Source organism: Streptomyces lycii (genome assembly GCF_009735685.1).
GTDB lineage: Bacteria > Actinomycetota > Actinomycetes > Streptomycetales > Streptomycetaceae > Streptomyces > Streptomyces lycii.
Genome location: NZ_WHPN01000406.1, coordinates 1 through 20948, shown reverse-complemented (window position 1 = coordinate 20948; position 20948 = coordinate 1). Strand labels below are relative to the sequence as shown.

At 72.2% G+C, this 20948-nt stretch carries 18 protein-coding genes, 2 tRNA genes and 1 pseudogene; 17 read left to right on the top strand and 4 right to left on the bottom strand.

The window, feature by feature from the left end:
* Positions 1–56: 56 nt before the first annotated feature.
* The 10 genes from gnd (at position 57) to GCU69_RS28635 (ending at position 12770) form a co-directional block, all read left to right on the top strand.
* Positions 57–992, top strand: a complete 936-nt coding sequence (gene gnd / locus GCU69_RS28680; RefSeq protein ID WP_098752872.1) for a phosphogluconate dehydrogenase (NAD(+)-dependent, decarboxylating) — start codon at positions 57–59, stop codon at positions 990–992.
* 10 nt (positions 993–1002) lie between these two features.
* Entirely contained in the window at positions 1003–2154 is a 1152-nt protein-coding gene (recF, locus tag GCU69_RS28675) for a DNA replication/repair protein RecF (RefSeq protein WP_098752871.1), read from the top strand.
* 116 nt (positions 2155–2270) lie between these two features.
* Positions 2271–2756 carry a DUF721 domain-containing protein gene (locus GCU69_RS28670; RefSeq protein WP_098752870.1) on the top strand — a complete coding sequence of 162 codons (486 nt, stop codon included), beginning with the start codon at positions 2271–2273 and terminating at the stop codon, positions 2754–2756.
* A gap of 296 nt (positions 2757–3052) precedes the next feature.
* On the top strand, positions 3053–5140 hold the full coding sequence (gyrB, locus tag GCU69_RS28665; protein WP_098752869.1) for a DNA topoisomerase (ATP-hydrolyzing) subunit B: 2088 nt from the start codon (positions 3053–3055) through the stop codon (positions 5138–5140).
* A gap of 112 nt (positions 5141–5252) precedes the next feature.
* A complete protein-coding gene (gene gyrA, locus GCU69_RS28660; RefSeq protein ID WP_098752868.1) occupies positions 5253–7883 on the top strand; it encodes a DNA gyrase subunit A in 2631 nt (876 codons plus the stop codon).
* Between the two features lie 3 nt (positions 7884–7886).
* A complete protein-coding gene (locus tag GCU69_RS28655; protein WP_098752867.1) occupies positions 7887–8597 on the top strand; it encodes a DUF3566 domain-containing protein in 711 nt (236 codons plus the stop codon).
* A gap of 82 nt (positions 8598–8679) precedes the next feature.
* A tRNA-Ile gene (locus GCU69_RS28650) sits at positions 8680–8753 on the top strand.
* Positions 8754–8940: 187 nt separating this feature from the next.
* Positions 8941–9075, top strand: coding sequence for a DLW-39 family protein (locus GCU69_RS33310; protein ID WP_208809277.1), 135 nt, complete (start codon positions 8941–8943; stop codon positions 9073–9075).
* Between the two features lie 153 nt (positions 9076–9228).
* Positions 9229–11235, top strand: coding sequence for a vWA domain-containing protein (locus GCU69_RS28640; RefSeq protein ID WP_156207630.1), 2007 nt, complete (start codon positions 9229–9231; stop codon positions 11233–11235).
* On the top strand, positions 11232–12770 hold the full coding sequence (locus tag GCU69_RS28635; RefSeq protein WP_176604668.1) for a hypothetical protein: 1539 nt from the start codon (positions 11232–11234) through the stop codon (positions 12768–12770). Before GCU69_RS28640 ends, GCU69_RS28635 begins: the two co-directional genes overlap by 4 nt.
* Position 12771: 1 nt before the next feature.
* Here the strand turns inward: GCU69_RS28635 and GCU69_RS28630 are convergent, their stop codons facing one another.
* Together GCU69_RS28630 and GCU69_RS28625 are read right to left on the bottom strand one after the other, a co-directional pair.
* The gene (locus GCU69_RS28630) at positions 12772–14286 is read right to left on the bottom strand and encodes a serine/threonine-protein kinase (RefSeq protein ID WP_156207629.1); all 1515 of its coding nucleotides are present in this window, start codon (positions 14284–14286) and stop codon (positions 12772–12774) included.
* 43 nt (positions 14287–14329) lie between these two features.
* Positions 14330–14881 (bottom strand): helix-turn-helix domain-containing protein, encoded by a 552-nt coding sequence (locus GCU69_RS28625; RefSeq protein ID WP_098752864.1) that lies wholly within the window; start codon positions 14879–14881, stop codon positions 14330–14332.
* A gap of 158 nt (positions 14882–15039) precedes the next feature.
* On the opposite strand from GCU69_RS28625, the gene GCU69_RS28620 reads away from it, so the two are divergent.
* Positions 15040–15112: transfer RNA gene (locus GCU69_RS28620), tRNA-Ala, on the top strand.
* 277 nt (positions 15113–15389) lie between these two features.
* Here the strand turns inward: GCU69_RS28620 and GCU69_RS28615 are convergent.
* Positions 15390–16133, bottom strand: coding sequence for a DUF5324 family protein (locus GCU69_RS28615; RefSeq protein ID WP_098752863.1), 744 nt, complete (start codon positions 16131–16133; stop codon positions 15390–15392).
* Positions 16134–16436: 303 nt separating this feature from the next.
* Between GCU69_RS28615 and GCU69_RS28610 the strand changes: the two genes are divergently transcribed.
* Positions 16437–16970, top strand: coding sequence for a peptidylprolyl isomerase (locus tag GCU69_RS28610; RefSeq protein ID WP_098752862.1), 534 nt, complete (start codon positions 16437–16439; stop codon positions 16968–16970).
* Between the two features lie 152 nt (positions 16971–17122).
* Entirely contained in the window at positions 17123–18019 is an 897-nt protein-coding gene (locus GCU69_RS28605; RefSeq protein ID WP_098752861.1) for a rhomboid family intramembrane serine protease, read from the top strand.
* Positions 18020–18260: 241 nt separating this feature from the next.
* On the opposite strand, the gene crgA is transcribed toward GCU69_RS28605, so the two are convergent.
* Entirely contained in the window at positions 18261–18515 is a 255-nt protein-coding gene (gene crgA / locus GCU69_RS28600) for a cell division protein CrgA (protein WP_098752860.1), read from the bottom strand.
* Between the two features lie 139 nt (positions 18516–18654).
* Between crgA and GCU69_RS28595 the strand changes: the two genes are divergently transcribed.
* The 4 genes and pseudogenes from GCU69_RS28595 to GCU69_RS28580 form a co-directional block, all read left to right on the top strand.
* The gene (locus tag GCU69_RS28595; RefSeq protein ID WP_098752859.1) at positions 18655–19440 is read left to right on the top strand and encodes a DUF881 domain-containing protein; all 786 of its coding nucleotides are present in this window, start codon (positions 18655–18657) and stop codon (positions 19438–19440) included.
* Positions 19441–19543: 103 nt separating this feature from the next.
* Positions 19544–19741, top strand: a complete 198-nt coding sequence (locus tag GCU69_RS28590; RefSeq protein WP_143671168.1) for a hypothetical protein — start codon at positions 19544–19546, stop codon at positions 19739–19741.
* A complete protein-coding gene (locus GCU69_RS28585; protein WP_098752857.1) occupies positions 19738–20391 on the top strand; it encodes an aminodeoxychorismate/anthranilate synthase component II in 654 nt (217 codons plus the stop codon). Before GCU69_RS28590 ends, GCU69_RS28585 begins: the two co-directional genes overlap by 4 nt.
* Positions 20388–20948, top strand: a pseudogene (locus tag GCU69_RS28580) (hypothetical protein); the annotation flags it as partial. The gene GCU69_RS28585 and the pseudogene GCU69_RS28580, both read left to right, overlap by 4 nt.

The following is a 20948-nucleotide window of genomic DNA, read 5'->3' as shown; positions in this document are numbered from 1 at the left end:
GGGCGTAGGCTCGAGCCCGGGTTCACACGCAACGACTACATCGAAGAGGGTCACTGATGGAGCTGGGTCTCATCGGCCTCGGCAAGATGGGCGGCAACATGCGCGAGCGCATCCGCCGCGCGGGCCACACCGTCATCGGATACGACCGCAACCCGGACCTCGCCGACGTCCACAGCCTGGAAGAGCTGGTGGCCGGGCTCAAGGGGCCGCGGGTCGTCTGGGTCATGGTCCCGGCCGGCGACGCCACCCAGTCCACCGTCGACGCCCTCGGCGAGCTGCTGTCGCCGGGCGACGTCGTGGTCGACGGCGGCAACTCCCGCTGGACGGACGACGAGAAGCACGCCGAGGAACTCGCAGCCAAGGGCATCGGCTTCGTCGACTGCGGCGTCTCCGGCGGCGTCTGGGGCCTGGAGAACGGCTACGCCATCATGTACGGCGGTTCCGCCGAGGACGTCGCCAAGGTGCAGCCGGTCTTCGACGCCCTCAAGCCGGAGGGCGAGTTCGGCGCGGTGCACGCCGGCACGGTCGGCGCCGGCCACTTCGCCAAGATGGTCCACAACGGCATCGAGTACGCCATGATGCAGGCCTTCGCCGAGGGCTGGGAGCTGCTGGAGGCGGCCGGTTCCGTCACCGACGTCCGCGAGGTCTTCCGCAGCTGGCAGGAGGGCACGGTCATCCGCTCCTGGCTGCTGGACCTGGCCGTCCGCGCGCTGGACGACGACGAGCACCTGGCGGCCCTGCGGGGTTACGCCCAGGACTCCGGCGAGGGCCGCTGGACCGTCGAGGCGGCCATCGACCACGCCGTCCCGCTCCCGGCGATCACGGCTTCGCTGTTCGCCCGCTTCTCCTCCCGCCAGGAGGACTCGCCGTCGATGAAGATGATCGCGGCGCTGCGCAACCAGTTCGGCGGTCACGCCGTCACCGCCGCCGCGGGCGGCGAGAAGGGCGCGGACGCGCCGGGCGCGGACGTCACCCCGCCGGTGGGCGGCTGACGGGTATCCGATGCACGTAGCGCATCTGTCGCTCGCCGACTTCCGGTCGTACGCCCGGGTCGAGGTCTCCCTCGACCCGGGCGTCACCGCCTTCGTCGGCCCCAACGGCCAGGGCAAGACGAACCTGGTCGAGGCCGTCGGCTATCTCGCGACCCTCGGCAGCCACCGGGTCTCCTCCGACGCCCCGCTGGTGCGGATGGGGGCGGAGCGGGCTGTCGTCCGGGCCGCCGTCGTGGAGGGCGAGCGCCGTCAGCTGGTGGAGCTGGAACTCAATCCGGGCAGGGCGAACCGTGCCCGGATCAACCGTTCCTCGCAGGTCAAGCCGCGGGACGTGCTCGGCATCGTGCGCACCGTGCTGTTCGCGCCCGAGGACCTCGCCCTGGTCAAGGGCGACCCCGGGGAGCGGCGCCGCTTCCTCGACGAGCTGATCACCGCCCGGGCGCCGCGGATGGCGGGCGTGCGGTCCGACTACGACCGGGTGCTCAAGCAGCGGAACACCCTGCTGAAGAGCGCCGCGATGGCCCGCCGGCACGGCGGGCGGGGCGCGGATCTGTCCACCCTCGACGTCTGGGACCAGCATCTGGCCCGCGCCGGAGCCGAGCTGCTCGCCCAGCGCCTGGACCTCGTCGCGACGCTCCAGCCGCTCGCCGACAAGGCGTACGAGCAGCTGGCGCCCGGCGGCGGCCCCGTCTCGCTGGAGTACCGCGGCTCGGCCGCGGGACCGGCGGCGGGCGAGGGGGCGCAGGGCCCGGGCACGCGCGAGGAACTGCGGGACGCCCTGCTGGGGGCGCTGACGGAGTCGCGGAAGCAGGAGATCGAGCGGGGGGTGACGCTGGTCGGCCCGCACCGGGACGACCTGGTGCTCAGGCTCGGCCGGCTGCCCGCGAAGGGGTACGCGAGCCACGGCGAGTCGTGGTCGTACGCGCTGGCGCTGCGGCTGGCCTCGTACGACGTGCTGCGCGGCGAGGGCCCCGAGCCGGTGCTGGTGCTGGACGACGTCTTTGCCGAGTTGGACACCCGGCGCCGGGACCGGCTGGCGGAGCTGGTCGCCCCGGCGGAGCAGGTGCTGGTGACGGCGGCCGTCGACGCCGATGTGCCGGAGCCGCTGAGCGGGGCCCGTTACGCGGTTTCCGAGGGCGAAGTGGAACGGGCCGGGCCGTGACGGCCGCGGGAGGCCCGGCGGGCCCCGGGGAGCGGCCCGGGAGCACGGGCGGTCCGGGCGGTTCCGGCGTCCCCGGCGGGCCCCCGGCGGCCGGTCCGGACGCGGATCCGGCGGGCGTGGACCTGGCCCGGGTCGCGCTGCGCGCCGCCAAGGAGCAGGCCCGGGCGCGCGGGGCGGCGGCCCAGCAGAAGAAGCAGGCGCGCCGCGGCGGGCTGCGCTCCGGGGCGCGGGCGGACGGCCGGGACCCGCTGCCGCTGTCGGCGGCGATCAACAGGCTGATCAGCGAGCGCGGCTGGGAGGCGCCCGCGGCCGTGGGCGGGGTGATGGGCAACTGGCCGCAGCTGGTCGGACCCGAGGTGGCGCAGCACTGCGAGCCGCAGAAGTACGACGAGGAGGCACGGGTGCTCACCGTGCGCTGTGACTCCACGACGTGGGCGACCCAGCTGCGGCTGCTCGCGCCCCAGCTCGTCGCGCGGCTGAACGCGGAGCTGGGCCAGGGGACCGTAAAGCTGATCAAGGTGCTGGGGCCGGGCGGCCCGCAGCCCCGGTACGGACCGCTGCGGGCGCCCGGAAGCCGGGGCCCGGGAGACACGTACGGCTGACTTTTCGCGGACCGCCGGGCCGGTCGGCCGAGCGCTGTGGCGGGTGTGCCGGATGAGGCGTCCCGCAGCGTGGTCGGGGGTTGACAGCCCGAAGCGCTGAGTGCCGCTGTGAGCCTCTTGGAGCCCTGGCCCGCATATGGGGAGTCGGCGACCGCCAGGACAGGGCGGCACACACGGAACCAGGCACCCGCAAACCCCCATTCATGTCCGCGCTACCGGTAGACTGGTGGCAATCCCGCCGACTCGCGGAACATGTCGAACGACGCAGCCGCTCCTGTGTGCCTAGGAGACGGCTTGTGCTGTGCCAGAAAGGGCGCTTCGTGGCCGATTCCGGCAACCCCAACGAGACCAACACCGCTGCCACTCCCGAGGAGGAGGCTGTCACCGCCGAGAGCGCCGCCCAGGAGGCAGCCGCCGGTACCGGCGACGGTCCCCCCGTGGAGACGTCGTACGACGCGAGCGCGATCACCGTCCTCGAAGGCCTGGACGCGGTGCGCAAGCGGCCCGGCATGTACATCGGGTCCACCGGTGAGCGGGGCCTGCACCACTTGGTCCAGGAAGTGGTCGACAACTCCGTCGACGAGGCCATGGCCGGGCATGCGGACACCATCGACGTCACGATCCTGCCCGACGGTGGCGTGCGCGTCGTCGACAACGGCCGCGGCATCCCCGTGGGCATCGTGCCGTCGGAGAACAAGCCGGCCGTCGAGGTCGTGATGACCGTGCTGCACGCGGGCGGCAAGTTCGGCGGCGGCGGGTACGCCGTCTCCGGTGGTCTGCACGGTGTGGGTGTCTCGGTGGTCAACGCGCTGTCGACCCGGGTCGCGGTCGAGGTCCGGACCGAGGGCCACCGCTGGACGCAGGACTACAAGCTCGGTGTGCCGACCGCTCCCCTCGCGAAGAACGAGGCGGTGGAGACCAGCGGGACGTCCGTGACGTTCTGGGCGGACCCGGACATCTTCGAGACCACCGACTACTCCTTCGAGACGCTCGCGCGGCGCTTCCAGGAGATGGCGTTCCTCAACAAGGGACTGACCATCTCGCTGACGGACGAGCGCGCGGACCACGTCGACGAGGAGGGCAAGCCGCTCTCCGTGCGGTACTACTACGAGGGCGGCATCGTCGACTTCGTGAAGTACCTCAACTCCCGCAAGGGAGAGCTGATCCACCCCACGGTCATCGGCATCGAGGCCGAGGACAAGGAGCGGCTGCTCTCGGTGGAGATCGCGATGCAGTGGAACTCGCAGTACAGCGAGGGCGTCTACAGCTTCGCCAACACCATCCACACCCACGAGGGCGGCACCCACGAGGAGGGCTTCCGCGCGGCGCTGACCGGTCTGATCAACCGCTACGCGCGCGACAAGCGGCTGCTCCGCGAGAAGGACGACAACCTCACGGGTGAGGACATCCGCGAGGGTCTGACGGCGATCCTGTCGGTGAAGCTGGGCGAGCCCCAGTTCGAGGGCCAGACGAAGACGAAGCTGGGCAACACCGAGGCGAAGACCTTCGTCCAGAAGATCGTCCACGAGCACCTCACGGACTGGCTCGACCGCAATCCGAACGAGGCCGCGGACATCATCCGCAAGGGCATCGCCGCCGCCACGGCGCGGGTCGCCGCCCGCAAGGCGCGCGACCTGACCCGCCGCAAGGGTCTGATGGAGAGCGCCTCGCTGCCGGGCAAGCTCAGCGACTGCCAGTCGAACGACCCGGTCAAGTGCGAGATCTTCATCGTCGAGGGCGACTCCGCCGGCGGCTCGGCCAAGTCCGGCCGCGACCCGCAGTACCAGGCGATCCTCCCGATCCGCGGCAAGATCCTGAACGTCGAGAAGGCCCGCGTCGACAAGATCCTCCAGAACCAGGAGGTGCAGGCGCTGATCTCGGCCTTCGGCACCGGGGTGCACGAGGACTTCGACATCGAGAAGCTCCGCTATCACAAGATCATTCTGATGGCGGACGCCGACGTCGACGGCCAGCACATCAACACCCTGCTGCTGACGTTCCTGTTCCGCTTCATGCGGCCGCTGGTCGAGGCCGGCCACGTCTATCTGTCCCGCCCGCCGCTCTACAAGATCAAGTGGGGCCGGGACGACTTCGAGTACGCCTACTCGGACCGCGAGCGCGACGCGCTGATCGAACTCGGCCGGCAGCAGGGCAAGCGGATCAAGGACGACTCGGTCCAGCGTTTCAAGGGCCTCGGCGAGATGAACGCCGAGGAGCTGCGGGTCACCACGATGGACATCGACCACCGGGTGCTCGGCCAGGTCACGCTGGACGACGCGGCCCAGGCCGACGACCTGTTCTCGGTGCTGATGGGTGAGGACGTCGAGGCGCGGCGCTCGTTCATCCAGCGCAACGCGAAGGACGTCAGGTTCCTCGACATCTGACGCGGGCCGGGGCCGGCCGGGGCCGTGAACCCGGCCGCCCGTCCCCCGCCCCGCTTCGCCTCGACACCGAAAGGCGGCAGCGCGCCGCACTTCGAAAGGACTTGGACCAGTAATGGCCGACGAGACCCCCAACCCTCCCGAGGGCCCCGCGATCCCCGTTCCCGTCACCCCCGAGGGTGAGCCCGTCGCCATCGAGGGCGTGGGCATGCGGGTCGAGCCGGTGGGGCTCGAGACGGAGATGCAGCGCAGCTATCTCGACTACGCGATGTCCGTCATCGTCTCGCGTGCGCTGCCGGACGTCCGTGACGGACTGAAGCCCGTGCACCGGCGCGTGCTCTACGCGATGTACGACGGCGGCTACCGCCCCGAGAAGGGCTTCTACAAGTGCGCCCGCGTCGTCGGCGACGTCATGGGTACGTACCACCCGCACGGCGACTCCTCGATCTACGACGCGCTGGTCCGCCTCGCGCAGCACTGGTCGATGCGGATGCCGCTGGTCGACAGCAACGGCAACTTCGGTTCCCCGGGCAACGACCCGGCCGCGGCCATGCGGTACACCGAGTGCAAGATGGCGCCGCTGTCGATGGAGATGCTCCGGGACATCGACGAGGAGACCGTCGACTTCCAGGACAACTACGACGGCCGCAACCTGGAGCCGACGGTTCTGCCGTCCCGCTTCCCGAACCTGCTGGTCAACGGCTCGGCGGGGATCGCGGTCGGCATGGCCACCAACATCCCGCCGCACAACCTCCGCGAGGTGGCCGCCGGTGCCCAGTGGGCGCTGGAGCACCCGGAGGCCTCGAACGAGGAGCTGCTGGACGCCCTCGTCGAGCGGATCAAGGGCCCGGACTTCCCGACCGGTGCGCTGGTCGTCGGGCGCAGCGGCATCGAGGAGGCGTACCGCACCGGCCGCGGCTCGATCACGATGCGCGCGGTGGTCGAGGTCGAGGAGATCCAGGGCCGGCAGTGCCTGGTCGTCACCGAGCTGCCGTACCAGGTGAACCCGGACAACCTCGCGCAGAAGATCGCCGACCTGGTCAAGGACGGCAAGGTCGGCGGCATCGCGGACGTCCGCGACGAGACCTCCTCGCGCACCGGCCAGCGACTGGTCGTGGTGCTGAAGCGGGACGCGGTCGCCAAGGTCGTGCTGAACAACCTCTACAAGCACACCGACCTGCAGACGAACTTCGGCGCCAACATGCTCGCCCTGGTCGACGGGGTGCCGCGCACGCTGTCCCTGGACGCCTTCATCCGGCACTGGGTCACGCACCAGATCGAAGTGATCGTCCGGCGCACCAAGTACCGGCTGCGCAAGGCCGAGGAGCGGGCGCACATCCTGCGCGGCCTGCTCAAGGCGCTGGACGCGATCGACGAGGTCATCGCGCTCATCCGGCGCAGCGACACGGTCGACACGGCGCGCGAGGGCCTGCGGGGCCTGCTCGACATCGACGACATCCAGGCGAACGCGATCCTGGAGATGCAGCTGCGCCGGCTGGCGGCCCTGGAGCGGCAGAAGATCACGTCGGAGCACGACGACCTCCAGGCGAAGATCAACACGTACAACGAGATCCTCGCGTCGCCGGTCCGCCAGCGCGGCATCGTCAGCGAGGAGCTGACGGCGCTCGTCGAGAAGTACGGCGACGACCGGCGCAGCAAGCTGGTGCCCTTCGAGGGCGACATGTCCATCGAGGACCTGATCGCCGAGGAGGACATCGTCGTCACCATCACCGGTGGCGGCTATGTGAAGCGCACCAAGACCGAGGACTACCGGTCGCAGAAGCGGGGCGGCAAGGGCGTCCGCGGCACCAAGCTGAAGCAGGACGACATCGTCGACCACTTCTTCGTCACGACGACGCACCACTGGCTGCTCTTCTTCACCAACAAGGGCCGGGTCTACCGGGCAAAGGCGTATGAACTGCCGGACGCCGGGAGGGACGCGCGCGGGCAGCATGTGGCGAACCTGCTGGCCTTCCAGCCGGACGAGCAGATCGCGCAGATCCTGGCGATCCGGGACTACGAGGCGGTGCCGTACCTGGTGCTGGCCACCAAGTCCGGCCTGGTGAAGAAGACCCCGCTGAAGGACTACGACTCGCCGCGTTCGGGCGGCGTCATCGCCATCAACCTGCGGGAGATGGACGACGGCCGCGAGGACGAGCTGATCGGCGCCGAGCTGGTCTCGTCCGAGGACGACCTGCTGCTGGTGAGCCGGAAGGCGCAGTCGATCCGCTTCACCGCCACGGACGAGGCGCTGCGTCCGATGGGCCGGGCGACCTCCGGTGTGAAGGGCATGAGCTTCCGGGAAGGCGACGAACTGCTCTCGATGAATGTCGTCAGGGCGGGTACGTTCGTGTTCACCGCAACCGACGGCGGGTACGCGAAGCGGACCGACGTCGACGAGTACCGCGTCCAGGGCCGTGGCGGGCTGGGCATCAAGGCCGCCAAGATCGTGGAGGACCGCGGGTCGCTGGTCGGCGCCCTGGTGGTCGAGGAGAGCGACGAGATCCTCGCCATCACGCTCGGCGGCGGTGTGATCCGGACACGGGTCAGCGAGGTCCGGGAGACCGGTCGTGACACCATGGGCGTCCAGCTGATCAACCTGGGCAAGCGTGATGCCGTGGTCGGTATCGCCAGGAACGCCGAGGCGGGCCGTGCTGCCGAGGAGGTCGAGGAGATCGCCGACGCGGTCGAGGCGGCGCAGCCCGAGGCGGCCGGGGATTCCCCGGCGGAAAGCCATGAGGAGTAAGTCGTGACTGGAGCCACGGGCGCCGCAGCGGGCGGCCAGGGATCCGGGGGGTACGTTCCCCCGGGAGCCGGCACCGTGACGGGCGGTGCCCGTGGCGCGGCCGCCGACAGCGGCGGGCCGCAGGACGCCTCTCGCCCGGGAGGCACGGAACCTGGGGGTACCACCGCCGTGACGGACACGCGTCAGCCCTATCCGCAGCCCCCGCAGCAGCAGGCTGCGCAGCCGCAGCCGCAACCCGCCCAGCAGCAGCCGTACCATCCGCCGCAGGCGTATCCGTCGCCGCCGGCGCAGGCGGTGCGCAAGCCGCGGACCGGGGCGGGGGCGCGTACGGCGCCGAGGACCCGGAAGGCGCGGCTGCGGGTGGCCAAGGCCGATCCGTGGTCGGTCATGAAGGTCGGCTTCCTGCTGTCGATCGCGCTGGGCGTCTGCACGATCATCGCGGTGGCGGTGCTGTGGCTGGTGATGGACGCGATGGGTGTGTTCAGCACGGTCGGCGAGACCATCGGCCAGGCGACGGGCTCGGAGGAGGGCGGCGGTGGCGGCTTCGATCTGGAGTCGTTCCTGTCGCTGCCCCGGGTGCTGATGTTCACGTCGATCATCGCGGTGATCGACGTGGTGCTGGCCACCGCGCTGGCGACACTGGGCGCCTTCATCTACAACCTGTCGGCCGGCTTCGTCGGCGGCGTCGAGCTGACGCTGGCCGAGGACGAGTAGGGCGGCCCCGGGACCCCTCCCGGACAGGGGGAACCGATTTTGGCCCTGGCCTGGAGTGCGCTAATCTTTCGGTGCAGCGCGCGGGGCTATAGCTCAGACGGTTAGAGCGCTTCCCTGATAAGGAAGAGGCCACAGGTTCAAGTCCTGTTAGCCCCACCGGCGACATCGGCCCGGACGGAGATTCTCCGCCCGGGCCGACGTGTTTTCGCGCCCTTCCGTCCTTGCCGGCGGGGGAATCGCGCGGCGGGCCCTTGGGCCCGGGCACAGGTCACCGATTGGTATCGGCCGGTGTGTATAGTCGGTCGGCAGAGGCCCCTTACGTCAAGAAAGACGAGGTAGCGCGGTGAAGAAGCTTCTCCTGGTCGCACTGGCCGCCATCGGCGGGCTCCTCGTGTACCGCCAGATCCAGGCGGATCGCGCCGAGCAGGATCTGTGGACGGAGGCCACCGACTCCGTACCCTCGGGTTCGGGTGTCTGAGCCGACAAACAGACTTGGAGGGCCCCGGCCGCTGATGCGGCCGGGGCCCTGTGCTGTTGCGGGACCGTGACACCGTGACGCTTGAGGTTGCTCCGGCAAACGAATACCTTGCAAGAGCAAAGCGGAGTTCAGGGGTCGAGGGGGGAACGCACCATGGCACGACGTCAGCGCCGGGTGGCGGGGGCGGTGATCGCGGGGGCTCTGCTCGTCGTCGCCGCGGCCTCGCAGGCAGCCGCGGTGCCGCGGGCCGAGGGGGTCGCGGGGACCGGGAGGGTCGCGGGAGACGCAGAAGTCACGGGGACCGCGAAGAGCCCCGGGGCCGAGGAGGACGCGGCACGGTCCAGCAGCCTGATCATGGTGCTGGACTCCTCCGGGTCGATGGCCGGTGAAACCGGCTCCGGCGGCACCCGTATCGAAGCCGCCCGCGAGGCCGTCGGCACGGTCGTGGACGCCCTGCCCGACGGCTATCCCACGGGACTGCGGGTGTACGGCGCCGACCGCGCGCAGGGCTGTGACGACACCCGGCTGGCGCGCCCCGTCGAGCCCCTGGACCGGGCCGGGCTGAAAGAGGCCGTGGCCGGGGTGGAGCCGAGGGGCGACACCCCGATCGGGCTGTCCCTGCGCAAGGCCGCCGAGGACCTGCCGGAGCCCGCCGGCGGCCCCGCCGGCCGCCGGACGATCCTGCTGGTGTCCGACGGTGAGGACAACTGCGGCAGCCCCGATCCCTGTGAGGTCGCAGGGCAGCTCGGCGGGGAGGGCGTCGGCCTGCGGATCGACGCCATCGGTTTCCAGGTCGAGGGCAAGGCCCGTGAACAGCTGGAGTGCATCGCGGGCGCGGGCAACGGCCGTTACTACGACGCGCCGGACGCCGAGGCGCTGGCCCGGCAGCTCCAGCGGGCCGGGCAGCTGTCGGTGGACGGCTACCGCTTCCAGGGGAAGCAGGCCGACGGCACGCCGGGCCGCGAGGGCGCCCCCGTGCTGGAACCGGGGCAGTACCTGGACACCCTCGGCCCCAACGAGAAGCGGTACTACGCGGTCGAGTTGGACGGTGTCTCCACCGCGGACTTCTCCGCCACCGCCGTGCCGCAGCCGGGCGCGCCCGTCGAGGTGGCGGACACCCTGCGCACCGAGCTGCACGCGGGGGAGGACGGCGGCAGGGTCTGCGAGTCCAGCACCGAGATGTTCGGGCAGGACGAGGGTGCGACCCCGATCACCTCCGGCGTCAGCCGCATCCCGGACGAGGACAGCGGCACCGACTGCCACACCGCGGGGCGGTACTGGCTCGCCGTCGAGCGCGGGACGAAGAAGGGCTCGGACTCCTCCCGCTGGCCGGTGGAGCTGACGTTCCACGTGAAACAACCGCTGAAGCGGGGCACCACCCCGGCCCAGTCCGAGCCCGAGTACGGCGCCGGCGGCAAGGACGCGGCCGCTCTGCCGGGCGGCACCCCGCGGAAGGTCGCCGGAGGCACCGGCTTCAACGACGCGCGGAAGCTCGGCACGGGTGTCTGGCGTGACACGGTGCTGCCCTCGCAGACGCTCTGGTACAAGGTTCCGGTCGGCTGGGGCCAGCAGCTGCGCTACGACGTCGAGTTCGCCAACGAGCCGACGGTGGAGGGCGGCAGCACCTCCGGCATCTCCTACGGCGCCACCCAGGTCTACACCCCGGCCCGGCACCCCGTGGGCACCGGCACCGGGGAGTTCAGCCGGACCACCGTCTACGACGGCAAGCCCAGGGCTCTGCAGATGGGCACCGTCCCCGTGGCCTGGACCAACCGGTACGAGAGCGACCCCGACGTCGTACCGGTGCACGACAAGGGCGACTTCTACATCGCGGTGACGCTCGGCGCCGAGGCCGCCGGATTCGCGGAGAACCCGCAGATCGGCGTGGTGCTGCGAGTCGCGGTCCTCGGTACGGAGAAGGCCGGACCGGAGCACGGCGCCCCGCCGGCGCGGGCCGCGGACAGCGGCACCGGTGCGGCGGCCGGTACCGCCGCCGGGGACGGGCAGCGGGACGGGGACGGCGGTGGGCTCTCCGGGCCGCTGCTCGCGGCCGCCGCCGGAGGTACGGGCATACTGCTGGCGGCCGGGCTCGCGGTGTTCCTCCTCCGGTCCCGGAGGAGGCGCGGAGCAGCGCAGTCGACGAGGGGGGACTCCTGGTGAAGCGGCACACGAACAGAGGCGCCACGGCTGCGCCGGCGGCCCTGTGCGCGGCCGCGGCCCTGTGCGCGGTGGCAGCGCTGCCGGGCACGGCTGCGGCCGAGGACGCGCCGGAGCCGCCCGCGTACCGGACGGCCGAGGACGCGCAGGCTGTCTCCGGCACGGCCAGCAGCGCGGACGGTCCCGAGCTGCGGGCGGGCCGGGTCCACAGCGACACCATCGGACCCAACGAGGGGCTGTACTACCGGGTGACGCTGGACGCCCGGAGCAACGCCCATGTCTCCGCGGTCGCCGCCGTCCCGCACGGCGCCGAACTCGCGTACGGGGACGGCATCAAGGTGTCCCTGCAGAGCCCCGACGGCACCGAGTGCGACAGCCAGGAGAGCGGCGCCGGATCCGGGGAGTTCCCGCGGCCGTTCGCCGACGCCGCGTCCCGGAACATCGAGCCGGACGGGGACTGCCAGTCGGCCGGGTCGTACCTCGTCAAGGTGACACGCACCGACGCCAAGACCTCCACCCCCGTCGACTGGCCGCTGGAGCTCTCCTTCGTGGAGGAGCCCGGCGTCAGCGACGGCCCGACCACCGCGCCCGACGAGGAAAGCTGGAACACCGAGCCGCCCGCCCCGCCGACCGGTGACCCGAAGAAGGTCGCGGGCGGCACCGGCTTCAACGACGCGCCGGCCACCGGTGACGGCAACTGGCGGGACACGATCCGGCCCGGGGAGACGCGGTTCTACCGCGTGCCCGTCGACTGGGGGCAGCAGCTCGCGGTCGCCGCGGAACTCGCCAACGCCGAGGTGACGAGCGGCAACCCGTACGTCGGTACGGGACTGATGCTCCGTCTGCACAACACCGTCCGCGCCCAGGTCGGCTCCGACGGCACCCCGTGGACCGGCAAGCAGACGGCGCTTCAGTTCTTCACCCCGCCCGCCGACTACGCCAACCGGTTCTCCGGCGGCGAGGGCGAGCAGATGCGCTTCGCGGGCTGGTACTACGTGTCGGTCAGCCTCAGCCCCGAGGTCGCCGAGCACACGAAGGGCCCGGTGGACCTCACGCTGCGGGTGGCGGTCAAGGGCGAGGCGCAGCAGGGCCCGGCGTACGACGGTGACGCGGCGGCGGCCGGATTCGCCGTGGACGAGGACGACCGGGAGCAGGCGGCCAACGGGCGGACCCCGGCGGACGCCGACCGGAACGGCACGCTCGAGTTCGTCGGCTTCGCGGGCATCGGCGCGGGCACGGTGCTGCTGCTGGGACTCGGCGGCTGGACGCTGGCCGCGCGCAGGCGGGCGGCAGCGCTGCCGGTCACCGCCGCGGCCGGAACCATCGCGGCCGGCGCCGCTCCCGTCGGCGCCGCTCCCGCCGCCGGAATTCCGGGGCAGCCGGAGGTGCCGGAGCAGCACGGACACCGGCCCGGCCACCAGCAGGAGGACGGCGGTGGCCACGGCGGCGGGGACGTCCCGGGTCAGCTGGGCGACCGGGCGGCTCCGCAGGGCGGTTACGGGCAGCCGGGCGCTTACGGGCAGCCGCCGGGCCGGTGAGTCAGCTCGCGGTCAGCGCCCAGATGCCGACGGCGAAGCACACCAGCGCGAGCAGCAGCACCGGGACCGCCACCGCCGGGGGCGGTCCCGGTCGCCGTCGCGCCGGGGCGGCCGGTGCCGGAGAAGCCGTGAGCGGCGGTGTGTGCGGCTGGGGGACGGTGTAGGGCGCCGTGGCCGCGTAGTCCCGCCGTACGCCCGTGGTGGGCGCCTGGGCGATCCCGCCGGGATCCGGAAAGGCCGGGGCTGCGGGCAACGGCGGAGGCCCGGGCGGCGCGGCGCCGTGCCCCGCGTGCTGCTCCGGCCCGGCACCCGGCCGTGCTCCGGCACCCGGCCGTGCCCCGGCACCCGGCCGTGCCCCGGCACCCGGGTGCGCCCCGGGGCCCGGCTGTGCTCCGGGCGGCGGCTGTGTCCAGGGCGGCTGCTGTGTCCCGGTGTCCGGCGGACCGGACCGCCGGACGGGCGGCGCGAGCTGGAAGCTGCCGGTCTCCGACACGGACGCGGGCGGGCTCGCGGCAGCCGGTGCCGCACCGGTGTGCGCACCGCCGGTGCCCGCGTCGGCCGCGTGGGCACCGGTGTCCGCAGCAGGCGCGTGCGCGGCTCCGGTCACCGGACCGCCGCCCTCCGCCGCCCGCTCCCGTACCGGCCCGTCCGGCCCGAAGCCGACGGGCAGCGGGCCCAACTGGTCGAAGACCTCGACGGCCTCCTCCGGCTCCGCGCCGTCCGGCAGCAGCTCCACGGCCGCCGTGAGCGCCTTGCGCGCCCCGGTGGCCGTACGGAACCGGGCGTCCGGGTCCGGCTGGAGCAGGCACGCCAGGACCTCCCACAGCGACTCCGGCACGCCCTGCGGGGCGTTCGGTACGCCGTGCTCGGCGTACCGCGCGACGAGCGCCTGGGCGTCGGGCTTGGTCCCGGTCAGCAGATAGAGAGCCACCAGCCCGGCGGCGAACAGATCGGCGGGGAAGTCCGGTTCGGCGCCGAGCATCTGCTCGGGCGCGAAATACCCGGGGGTGCCGACGACGTAGTCGGTCTCGGTGAGCCGGGGCTCGCCCTTGCGCATGGAGATGCCGAAGTCCGACACCCGCAGATGCGGCCGCGCCGTGCCGGTGGCCTCCAGCAGGATGTTCGCGGGCTTGATGTCGCGGTGCACCACCCCCTCGGCGTGCACCGCCGTGAGGCCGGACAGCAGCTGGTCGAGGAGGGTGCAGACGAAGCGGGGCGGCAACGGACCGTAGTCGCCGATGAGATGGGCGAGCGAGCCGCCGGCCACCAGGTCCATGGTGAACAGGACCTTGTCGTCGTCGGCCGCCCAGCTGGCGGGGGCCAGCACATGCGGGTGGTCGATCCGTGTCGCCTGTTCCCGGACGAACCGCAGCAGGGTGTGGGCGTCGCTCTGCTGGAGCACCTTCGCCGCGACGTACCGCCGCCGCCGGTGGTCCCAGGACCGCCACACGGCGCCGACACCGCCCCGGCCGATCGGGTCGATCAGTTCGTATCTGCCGGCGAATACCTCACCCATCGCGCCCCGTCATCCCCGCTCGTCCCGCTGGCCGGTCCGTCCGTCAGTTCTGGTGCGACTCGTAGTGCGCGACCGCCTCGGCGGTGCGTCCGGCGCCGTACACCCGCAGGAACTCTGCCAGTTCCGGCTGGGTGGGCGCGAGGGCGTCGGCGGCCTCGATGATGTCTCCGGCGGCGGCTACGGAGCGCAGCAGCGACTGGATCTCCCGCACCACGCGGCGCACGGTCGGGGCACCCGAACTCGTCGTGGTCTGGGAGCCGGTGTTGGCGAGCACCGAGCCGCCGGAGGACTTCTTGATCTCCTCCATGCGGCCGGCGGCCTCGGCGGCGCTGACGCTGCCGTCCGCGACCTGGGCGGCCAGTTCCTGGAGCGCCTGTACGCGCTGCACCACCGCAGGATTGCCGATCTTGGCCCGCTGGCCGCTCATCAGCTGCGACAGCATCGGGGCGGAAAGCCCGAGCACGGCCGCGAGCCGCGCCTGGTTGAGGCCGAGGTCGTCGATCAGCCGCCGGAACAGCGCTCCCAGCGGCTCGCCGTACCAGCTCCGCTGCATCTCGCGGGCTCTGGCGGTGGCTTCCTGCTGTGCTGCGTCCATGGCGCTCCCCTTCGCTGCTGCGAACCTCGCGCGCCATCCTACGGAGCGTGACCGGGGATCGGCAGCCCCTCTCCTTTTGTGAGATCCACCCGCGGACCCGCTACTCTGGTCTGCGGTGAACGCCGGTCCGCCCGCGCGGGCACACGTGTTCCCTTCCCGGGGCCTTAGCTCAGTTGGTAGAGCGCTGTCTTTGCATGGCAGATGTCAGGGGTTCGACTCCCCTAGGCTCCACACGGACTGCACAGCTCCACCCGGACAGCAGCGAGCGGCGGGNCCCGCCGCTCGCTGCTGCTGTCACCGCTCCCCGGCAGCCCGCTCCGGGACGCGCTGCCGGGATGTGCTGCCGGGACGGGCTGCCGTCGCGGGCCCCGGCGTGGGTGGCCGGGCCGGTGACGACGACGCCGCCGACCGGTTCGGGCCGGTGCCCCGAGGTGTCCGGTGCTCCGAGGTGTCCGGTGCTCCGGGCGTGCCGTCAGCTCCGGGAGGCGGGCCGGTGACGGCCCGCCGCTCAGCGCCGTTCGTCGCGTTCCGTGGCTTCCCCGGCCTCGGTGGCGCCCGAGCCGGCCTCGGCCTCGTCCTGCTTGGCGCGCACCTCGGGGTCGAGTACGTCGTCCGTGGACGCGAGCGGCGAGCGGTCGCCCAGCTCCGTCGCGGCCGGGGGCTCGACCAGCCAGTCCGGGTTGGCCTGCTTGTCCCACCACTTCCACGCGGCCACGGCGCCGCCCGCGAGCAGGCCCAGCACCAGCAGCCGCTTGGCGACCCGGCCGTTGCGGGCCCGCCGCTGCCGCTTCTTCGCCAGCTTCCGGATCTCCGCGGGCGTGACCTCCCCGCGCAGCGCGGCCAGCGCGGCGGCACTGCGCACCGCGGCCTCCTCGCGCGCGGGCTGCGCGGCGGCGCGGGCCTCGGCGACCGCCTGCTCGACCCGGGGGACGGTGTAGCCGGCGGCCTGCCGGGCGGCCCGGCGGGTCCGGAGCGCCGCCTTCTGGGCGGCGAGGTCCACCTTCGGGGGCAGGGCGCCGCGGGCCGACTCGAGCCGGGGCTGGAGCCGTGAGTCGTACTGTTCGCGCGCGGTGCTCAGTGCCTGCTCGGTGGCGTGCGACACCTTGGGCGCGAGCCGGGCACGGGCCTCGTGCGTGTAGTGGGCGGCCTGGTGCCTGGCCGTGCCGACGTACGGCGCCACCACCTCCGCGGCGTGCAGCACGCTTTCCCTCGCGGTGTCGCTCGCGGCGCGCACGCTGTCGATGCGGGTCACGGGATCCTCCTCCTCGGTGGTGGTACACGGGGGTCCGGGGTGCTCCCCCAGGCAGGATGTAGTTCGCCTTTCCACCCGAATAGAGATCATGCCCTCCTGAGCCATGTCCGGCATGCGCCGGAAGGCATCCGGGTCACGGGCAGTGGTGCGGGGCGGCGGCCGGGGCCGGGCGGGACCGTTTCGACGCTTCTGCCGACAATGCCACGAACCGCCGCTGTTCGCGCGGGTTCGGTGGCTACTCGTCTCGATACGGCCCTCCGTGGGAGGATCGGGGGCGACAGTGAAACTTACGGAAGGCAGATCGTGGCCGAGCAGCTCTACGCCACCCTGAAGACCAACCACGGGGACATCGACATCCGGCTGCTGCCGAATCACGCCCCGAAGACGGTCAAGAACTTCGTCGAGCTCGCCCAGGGCGCTCGGGAATGGACCCACCCGGAGACCGGCAAGAAGACCACGGACCGGCTGTACGACGGCACGGTGTTCCACCGCGTGATCAGCGGCTTCATGATCCAGGGCGGTGACCCGCTGGGCAACGGAACCGGCGGCCCGGGGTACGAGTTCGGGGACGAGTTCCACCCGGACCTCGCCTTCGACCGGCCGTACCTGCTGGCGATGGCCAACGCCGGGCCGGGCACCAACGGCTCGCAGTTCTTCCTCACGGTGTCGCCCACCGCGTGGCTGACCAACAAGCACACCATCTTCGGTGAGGTCGTCGACCCGGCCGGACAGAAGGTCATCGACAACATCGCGGCCGTGCCGACCAACCCGCGCACCGACCGTCCGGTGCAGGACGTCGTGATCGAGTCGGTCGTCGTGGAGACCCGCGAGGGCTGAACCGCGGGAACGGTCCGCCCCGCCCGTCCGCAGGACGAGCGGGGCGCGGCTTCTCGGAGGGCCGCCGGGCCCGTCGGACCAGTGGGTCCGCCGGGCCCGTTCGCGGCTCGCCCCGACAGGTACGTCTGCCGGTACGAAGGACGAGGGAACCGATGGACCAGGCGCCAGGAAGCCCGGAGACGCCCGCGGCGGCGGGCGGTCCGCCCGGCTGCTACCGGCACCCCGACCGGGAGACCGGCATAAGCTGCGTCCGCTGCGAGCGGCCGATCTGCCCGGACTGCATGATCAGCGCCTCGGTCGGGTTCCAGTGCCCGGACTGTGTGCGCGGCGGCTCCGGTACGGGGCACGCCGCGGCGGCGAGCCGGCCGCGTACCCTGGCCGGCGGCGTGCACGCGGCCGACCCCCGGCTGATCACCAAGATCCTGCTGGGCGTCAATGTGGCGGTCTGGCTCGTGGTGCTGGGGCTCGGCGACGCCCTCACCGACCAGCTGGTCCTGGTCGGGCACGCGCGGTACGGCCTGTTCGAGATCATGGGCGTCGCGGAGGGCGAGTGGTACCGGCTGCTGACGGCGGCCTTCCTGCACCAGGACCCGCTGCACATCGCCTTCAACATGCTGGGGCTGTGGTGGCTCGGGCCGCCCCTGGAGGCCGCCCTCGGCCGGGTGCGGTTCCTCGCGCTCTATCTGCTGTCCGCGCTGGGCGGCAGCGCCCTGTCCTATCTGCTCGCGGCCCCGAACCAGCCGTCGCTCGGCGCCTCCGGTGCGATCTTCGGCCTGCTGGGCGCCACGGCCGTGCTGCTGCGGCGGATGAACCAGGACATGCGGCCGGTGGTCCTGCTGCTCGTGCTGAACCTGGTCTTCACCTTCACCTGGGCCGACATCGCCTGGCAGGCACACATCGGGGGCCTGGTGGTGGGGGCCGTGGTGGCGTACGGGCTGGTGCACGCGCCCCGTGACCGCCGCCTGCTGGTGCAGCGGCTGACCTGCGCCGCGGTGCTGCTGGCGATCGTGGCGGTGGTGTGGGTACGGACCCTTCAGCTCACCGGCTGAAGGGCCCCGGCGGGTCGCGGGGCAGGACCCCGGACCGAGTTGTCCACAGCGGGTGCAGGATCTTGTGCATACTGTGCCCGCCGCTGTGGGAACGCGTGTTCTATCTGCTGTGACCTGCGACGTTACCGAGGTCCCGGCAGATAGTAGGACAGGATGGCTGTCCTATCGGCGGCACCCTCCGGGAAGTTATCCACAGCTCTTAGTATCTTTTCCCCTGCTGTGGACAACCATGTGGACAACCCTATTTCCACTGGGTGGAGACGACGAAGCCCGCGGCGATGAAGCCGAAGCCGACGACGATGTTCCAGTTGCCCAGGGCCGCGATCGGCAGGTCGGCCGTCGTCACGTAGAAGACGACGATCCAGGCCAGCCCGATCAGGAACATGGCCAGCATCAGCGGGGCGACCCAACTGCGGCCGCTCTTCAGTTTGATGTTGGTCTGCTTCGCCGGAGGCGGGGTGAAGTCGGCCTTCTTGCGGATACGTGACTTCGGCACGAGGGACTCTCCTGTCGATGCGCTGCGTGGCCGCGCAGGGTTCTGGTCTGGGCCGGTCGGGAGCGGCGGGGACCGCTGACTCCCCCGGGCGCGTCCGTTAGCGTAGTGCTTCCGCGGCTTCGAAGGAGATAAGGGTACGTTGAGCAATCCTGCGGATCCCACCGGTGAGCCCCGAGACGGTACCGCCCCGCGGCGCCGATGGCGCCCGGTACGGCTGCTCACAGCCGCGATCTTCGCACTGGCCGGCCTGATCTTCTGGACGAGTTTCAACACGGCCCAGGGTACGAACCTGCGCACCGACGACTCCATGCTGGAGCTGTCCGACCTGATCCAGGAGCGCAGCCGCGAGAACGCCCGGCTGGACGACACGAACGCCGAGATCCGCGACGACGTCGACCGTCTCGCCCAGCGGGACGACGGCAGCACCGACGCCGAGGACCGCGAGCTGGCCTCGCTGGAGAAGACCGCCGGCACCCAGCGGCTCAGCGGCCCGGCCCTGACCGTCACCCTCACCGACGCCCCGGCGGGCGCCACCGCCCGCATCCCCGGCGTGCCCGACCCGCAGCCCAACGACCTCGTCATCCACCAGCAGGACCTCCAGGCCGTCGTGAACGCGCTCTGGCGGGGCGGGGCGAAGGGCATCGAGGTCATGGACCAGCGGCTGATCTCCACCAGCGCCGTCCGCTGCGTCGGCAACACGCTGATCCTCCAGGGCCGGGTCTACTCCCCGCCCTACACGGTCACCGCCGTCGGCGACCGGGCCGCCCTCCAGCAGGCGCTGAACGACTCACCGGCCATCCAGAACTACCTCCGCTACGTGGACGCCTACGGCCTCGGCTGGCAGGTCGAGCAGCGCGAGAAGGCGACACTGCCCGGCTACACGGGCACGATCGACCTCCAGCACGCCCGCCCCGCCGAGGAGTGACCAGCGGCCGCACGGCCGGGCGACGGCTGCCCGGCCGGGCCCGCGGCACGGACGCATTCACCGGCCGGCCCACCCGCAACAGCCGTTCCCCTTACTCTGGTCGGTGCACCGATCGGAAAGGGTCAGCATGTACGGCTGGATCTGGCGGCATCTGCCGGGCAACACGTGGGTCCGGGCGGGAATCTCGCTCGTACTCGTACTGGCGACCGTCTTCGTGCTGTTCCAGTACGTCTTCCCGTGGGCGGAACCGCTGCTGCCGTTCGGCGACGTGACGGTCGACGAGGGAGGCGCCGGGCGATGAGCGCACGCATCCTGGTCGTGGACAACTACGACAGCTTCGTCTTCAACCTCGTCCAGTACCTCTACCAGCTCGGTGCCGAGTGCGAAGTGGTGCGCAACGACGAGGTCGCTCTCGACCACGCCCAGGACGGCTTCGACGGCGTGCTGCTCTCCCCCGGCCCCGGCACGCCCGAGCAGGCGGGGGTGTGCGTGGACATGGTGCGGCACTGCGCGGACACCGGCGTACCGGTCTTCGGTGTCTGTCTGGGCATGCAGTCGATGGCGGTGGCGTTCGGCGGTGTCGTCGGCCGGGCGCCCGAGCTGCTGCACGGCAAGACCTCGCTGGTCACGCACGAGGGCGAAGGCGTCTTCCAGGGCCTGCCGTCGCCGTTCACCGCCACCCGCTACCACTCCCTCGCCCTGGAGCCGGGCACGGTGCCGGACGAGCTGAAGGTGACCGCCCGGACCGGCGGCGGCGACCCGGCCGCCGGCATCGCGATGGGGCTGCGCCACCGGGACCTGCCGGTCGAGGGCGTGCAGTTCCACCCCGAGTCCGTGCTCACCGAATGGGGTCATCTGATGCTGGCCAACTGGCTGCGGGACTGCGGGGACACGGGCGCGGTGGAACGGTCGGTGGGTCTCGCGCCGGTGGTCGGCAAGGTCGGCGCGTGACCGCGCTCCGCCCCGAACAGGACAGCTCCTCGGGGACGTACGGCGGCGGGAAGCCGCCGGGCCCGTACGACGAGGGGGAGTTCGCGGCGGCCGTGGAACGGATGGACGACCCGCTCAACGACCCGCTGCCGCAGCCGGAGCCCCGTCCGCGCCCACCGGCACACGCCCGGCCGCCGGAGGGGCCCACCGGGGGGCCCGTCGGGAGCGCCCACGGGGACGGCTACGCCGCCGGCGAGGAACCGCGGGCGCACCCTCCCCGTCGCGCACACGCCCGGGGAGGGCCGTACACGCCCGCCTCGCCCGTCGGCGGGCCCGGACCGGGCGGTGACACCGGTACGCCCCCGAACGGCGCCGGACGGGGCTCCTCCGGGCCGCTGTGGGTGGACGCGCCCGGGCAGGGTTCCGCAGCCGGTCCGGCGGCGGAGCCGTCCCCCCAGGAGTCCTGGGAGGACTGGCTGCGGCGGCAGGCCGACGGCGGCGCCGCGGCCCTCGCGCCCCGCACCGGTGAGGAGACGGTCGCGCTGCGGGTGCCCGCGCCGCCGCCCGCCGACGACGAG

Coding starts and splice junctions, on each gene's coding strand:
- gyrA (WP_098752868.1), top strand. CDS start 5,253: ATGGCCGACGAGACCCCCAACCCTCCCGAGGGCCCCGCGATCCCCGTT.
- GCU69_RS28625 (WP_098752864.1), bottom strand. CDS start 14,881: ATGGACGCAGCACAGCAGGAAGCCACCGCCAGAGCCCGCGAGATGCAG.
- GCU69_RS28605 (WP_098752861.1), top strand. CDS start 17,123: ATGGACCAGGCGCCAGGAAGCCCGGAGACGCCCGCGGCGGCGGGCGGT.
- gnd (WP_098752872.1), top strand. CDS start 57: ATGGAGCTGGGTCTCATCGGCCTCGGCAAGATGGGCGGCAACATGCGC.
- GCU69_RS28585 (WP_098752857.1), top strand. CDS start 19,738: ATGAGCGCACGCATCCTGGTCGTGGACAACTACGACAGCTTCGTCTTC.
- GCU69_RS28640 (WP_156207630.1), top strand. CDS start 9,229: ATGGCACGACGTCAGCGCCGGGTGGCGGGGGCGGTGATCGCGGGGGCT.
- GCU69_RS28630 (WP_156207629.1), bottom strand. CDS start 14,286: ATGGGTGAGGTATTCGCCGGCAGATACGAACTGATCGACCCGATCGGC.
- recF (WP_098752871.1), top strand. CDS start 1,003: ATGCACGTAGCGCATCTGTCGCTCGCCGACTTCCGGTCGTACGCCCGG.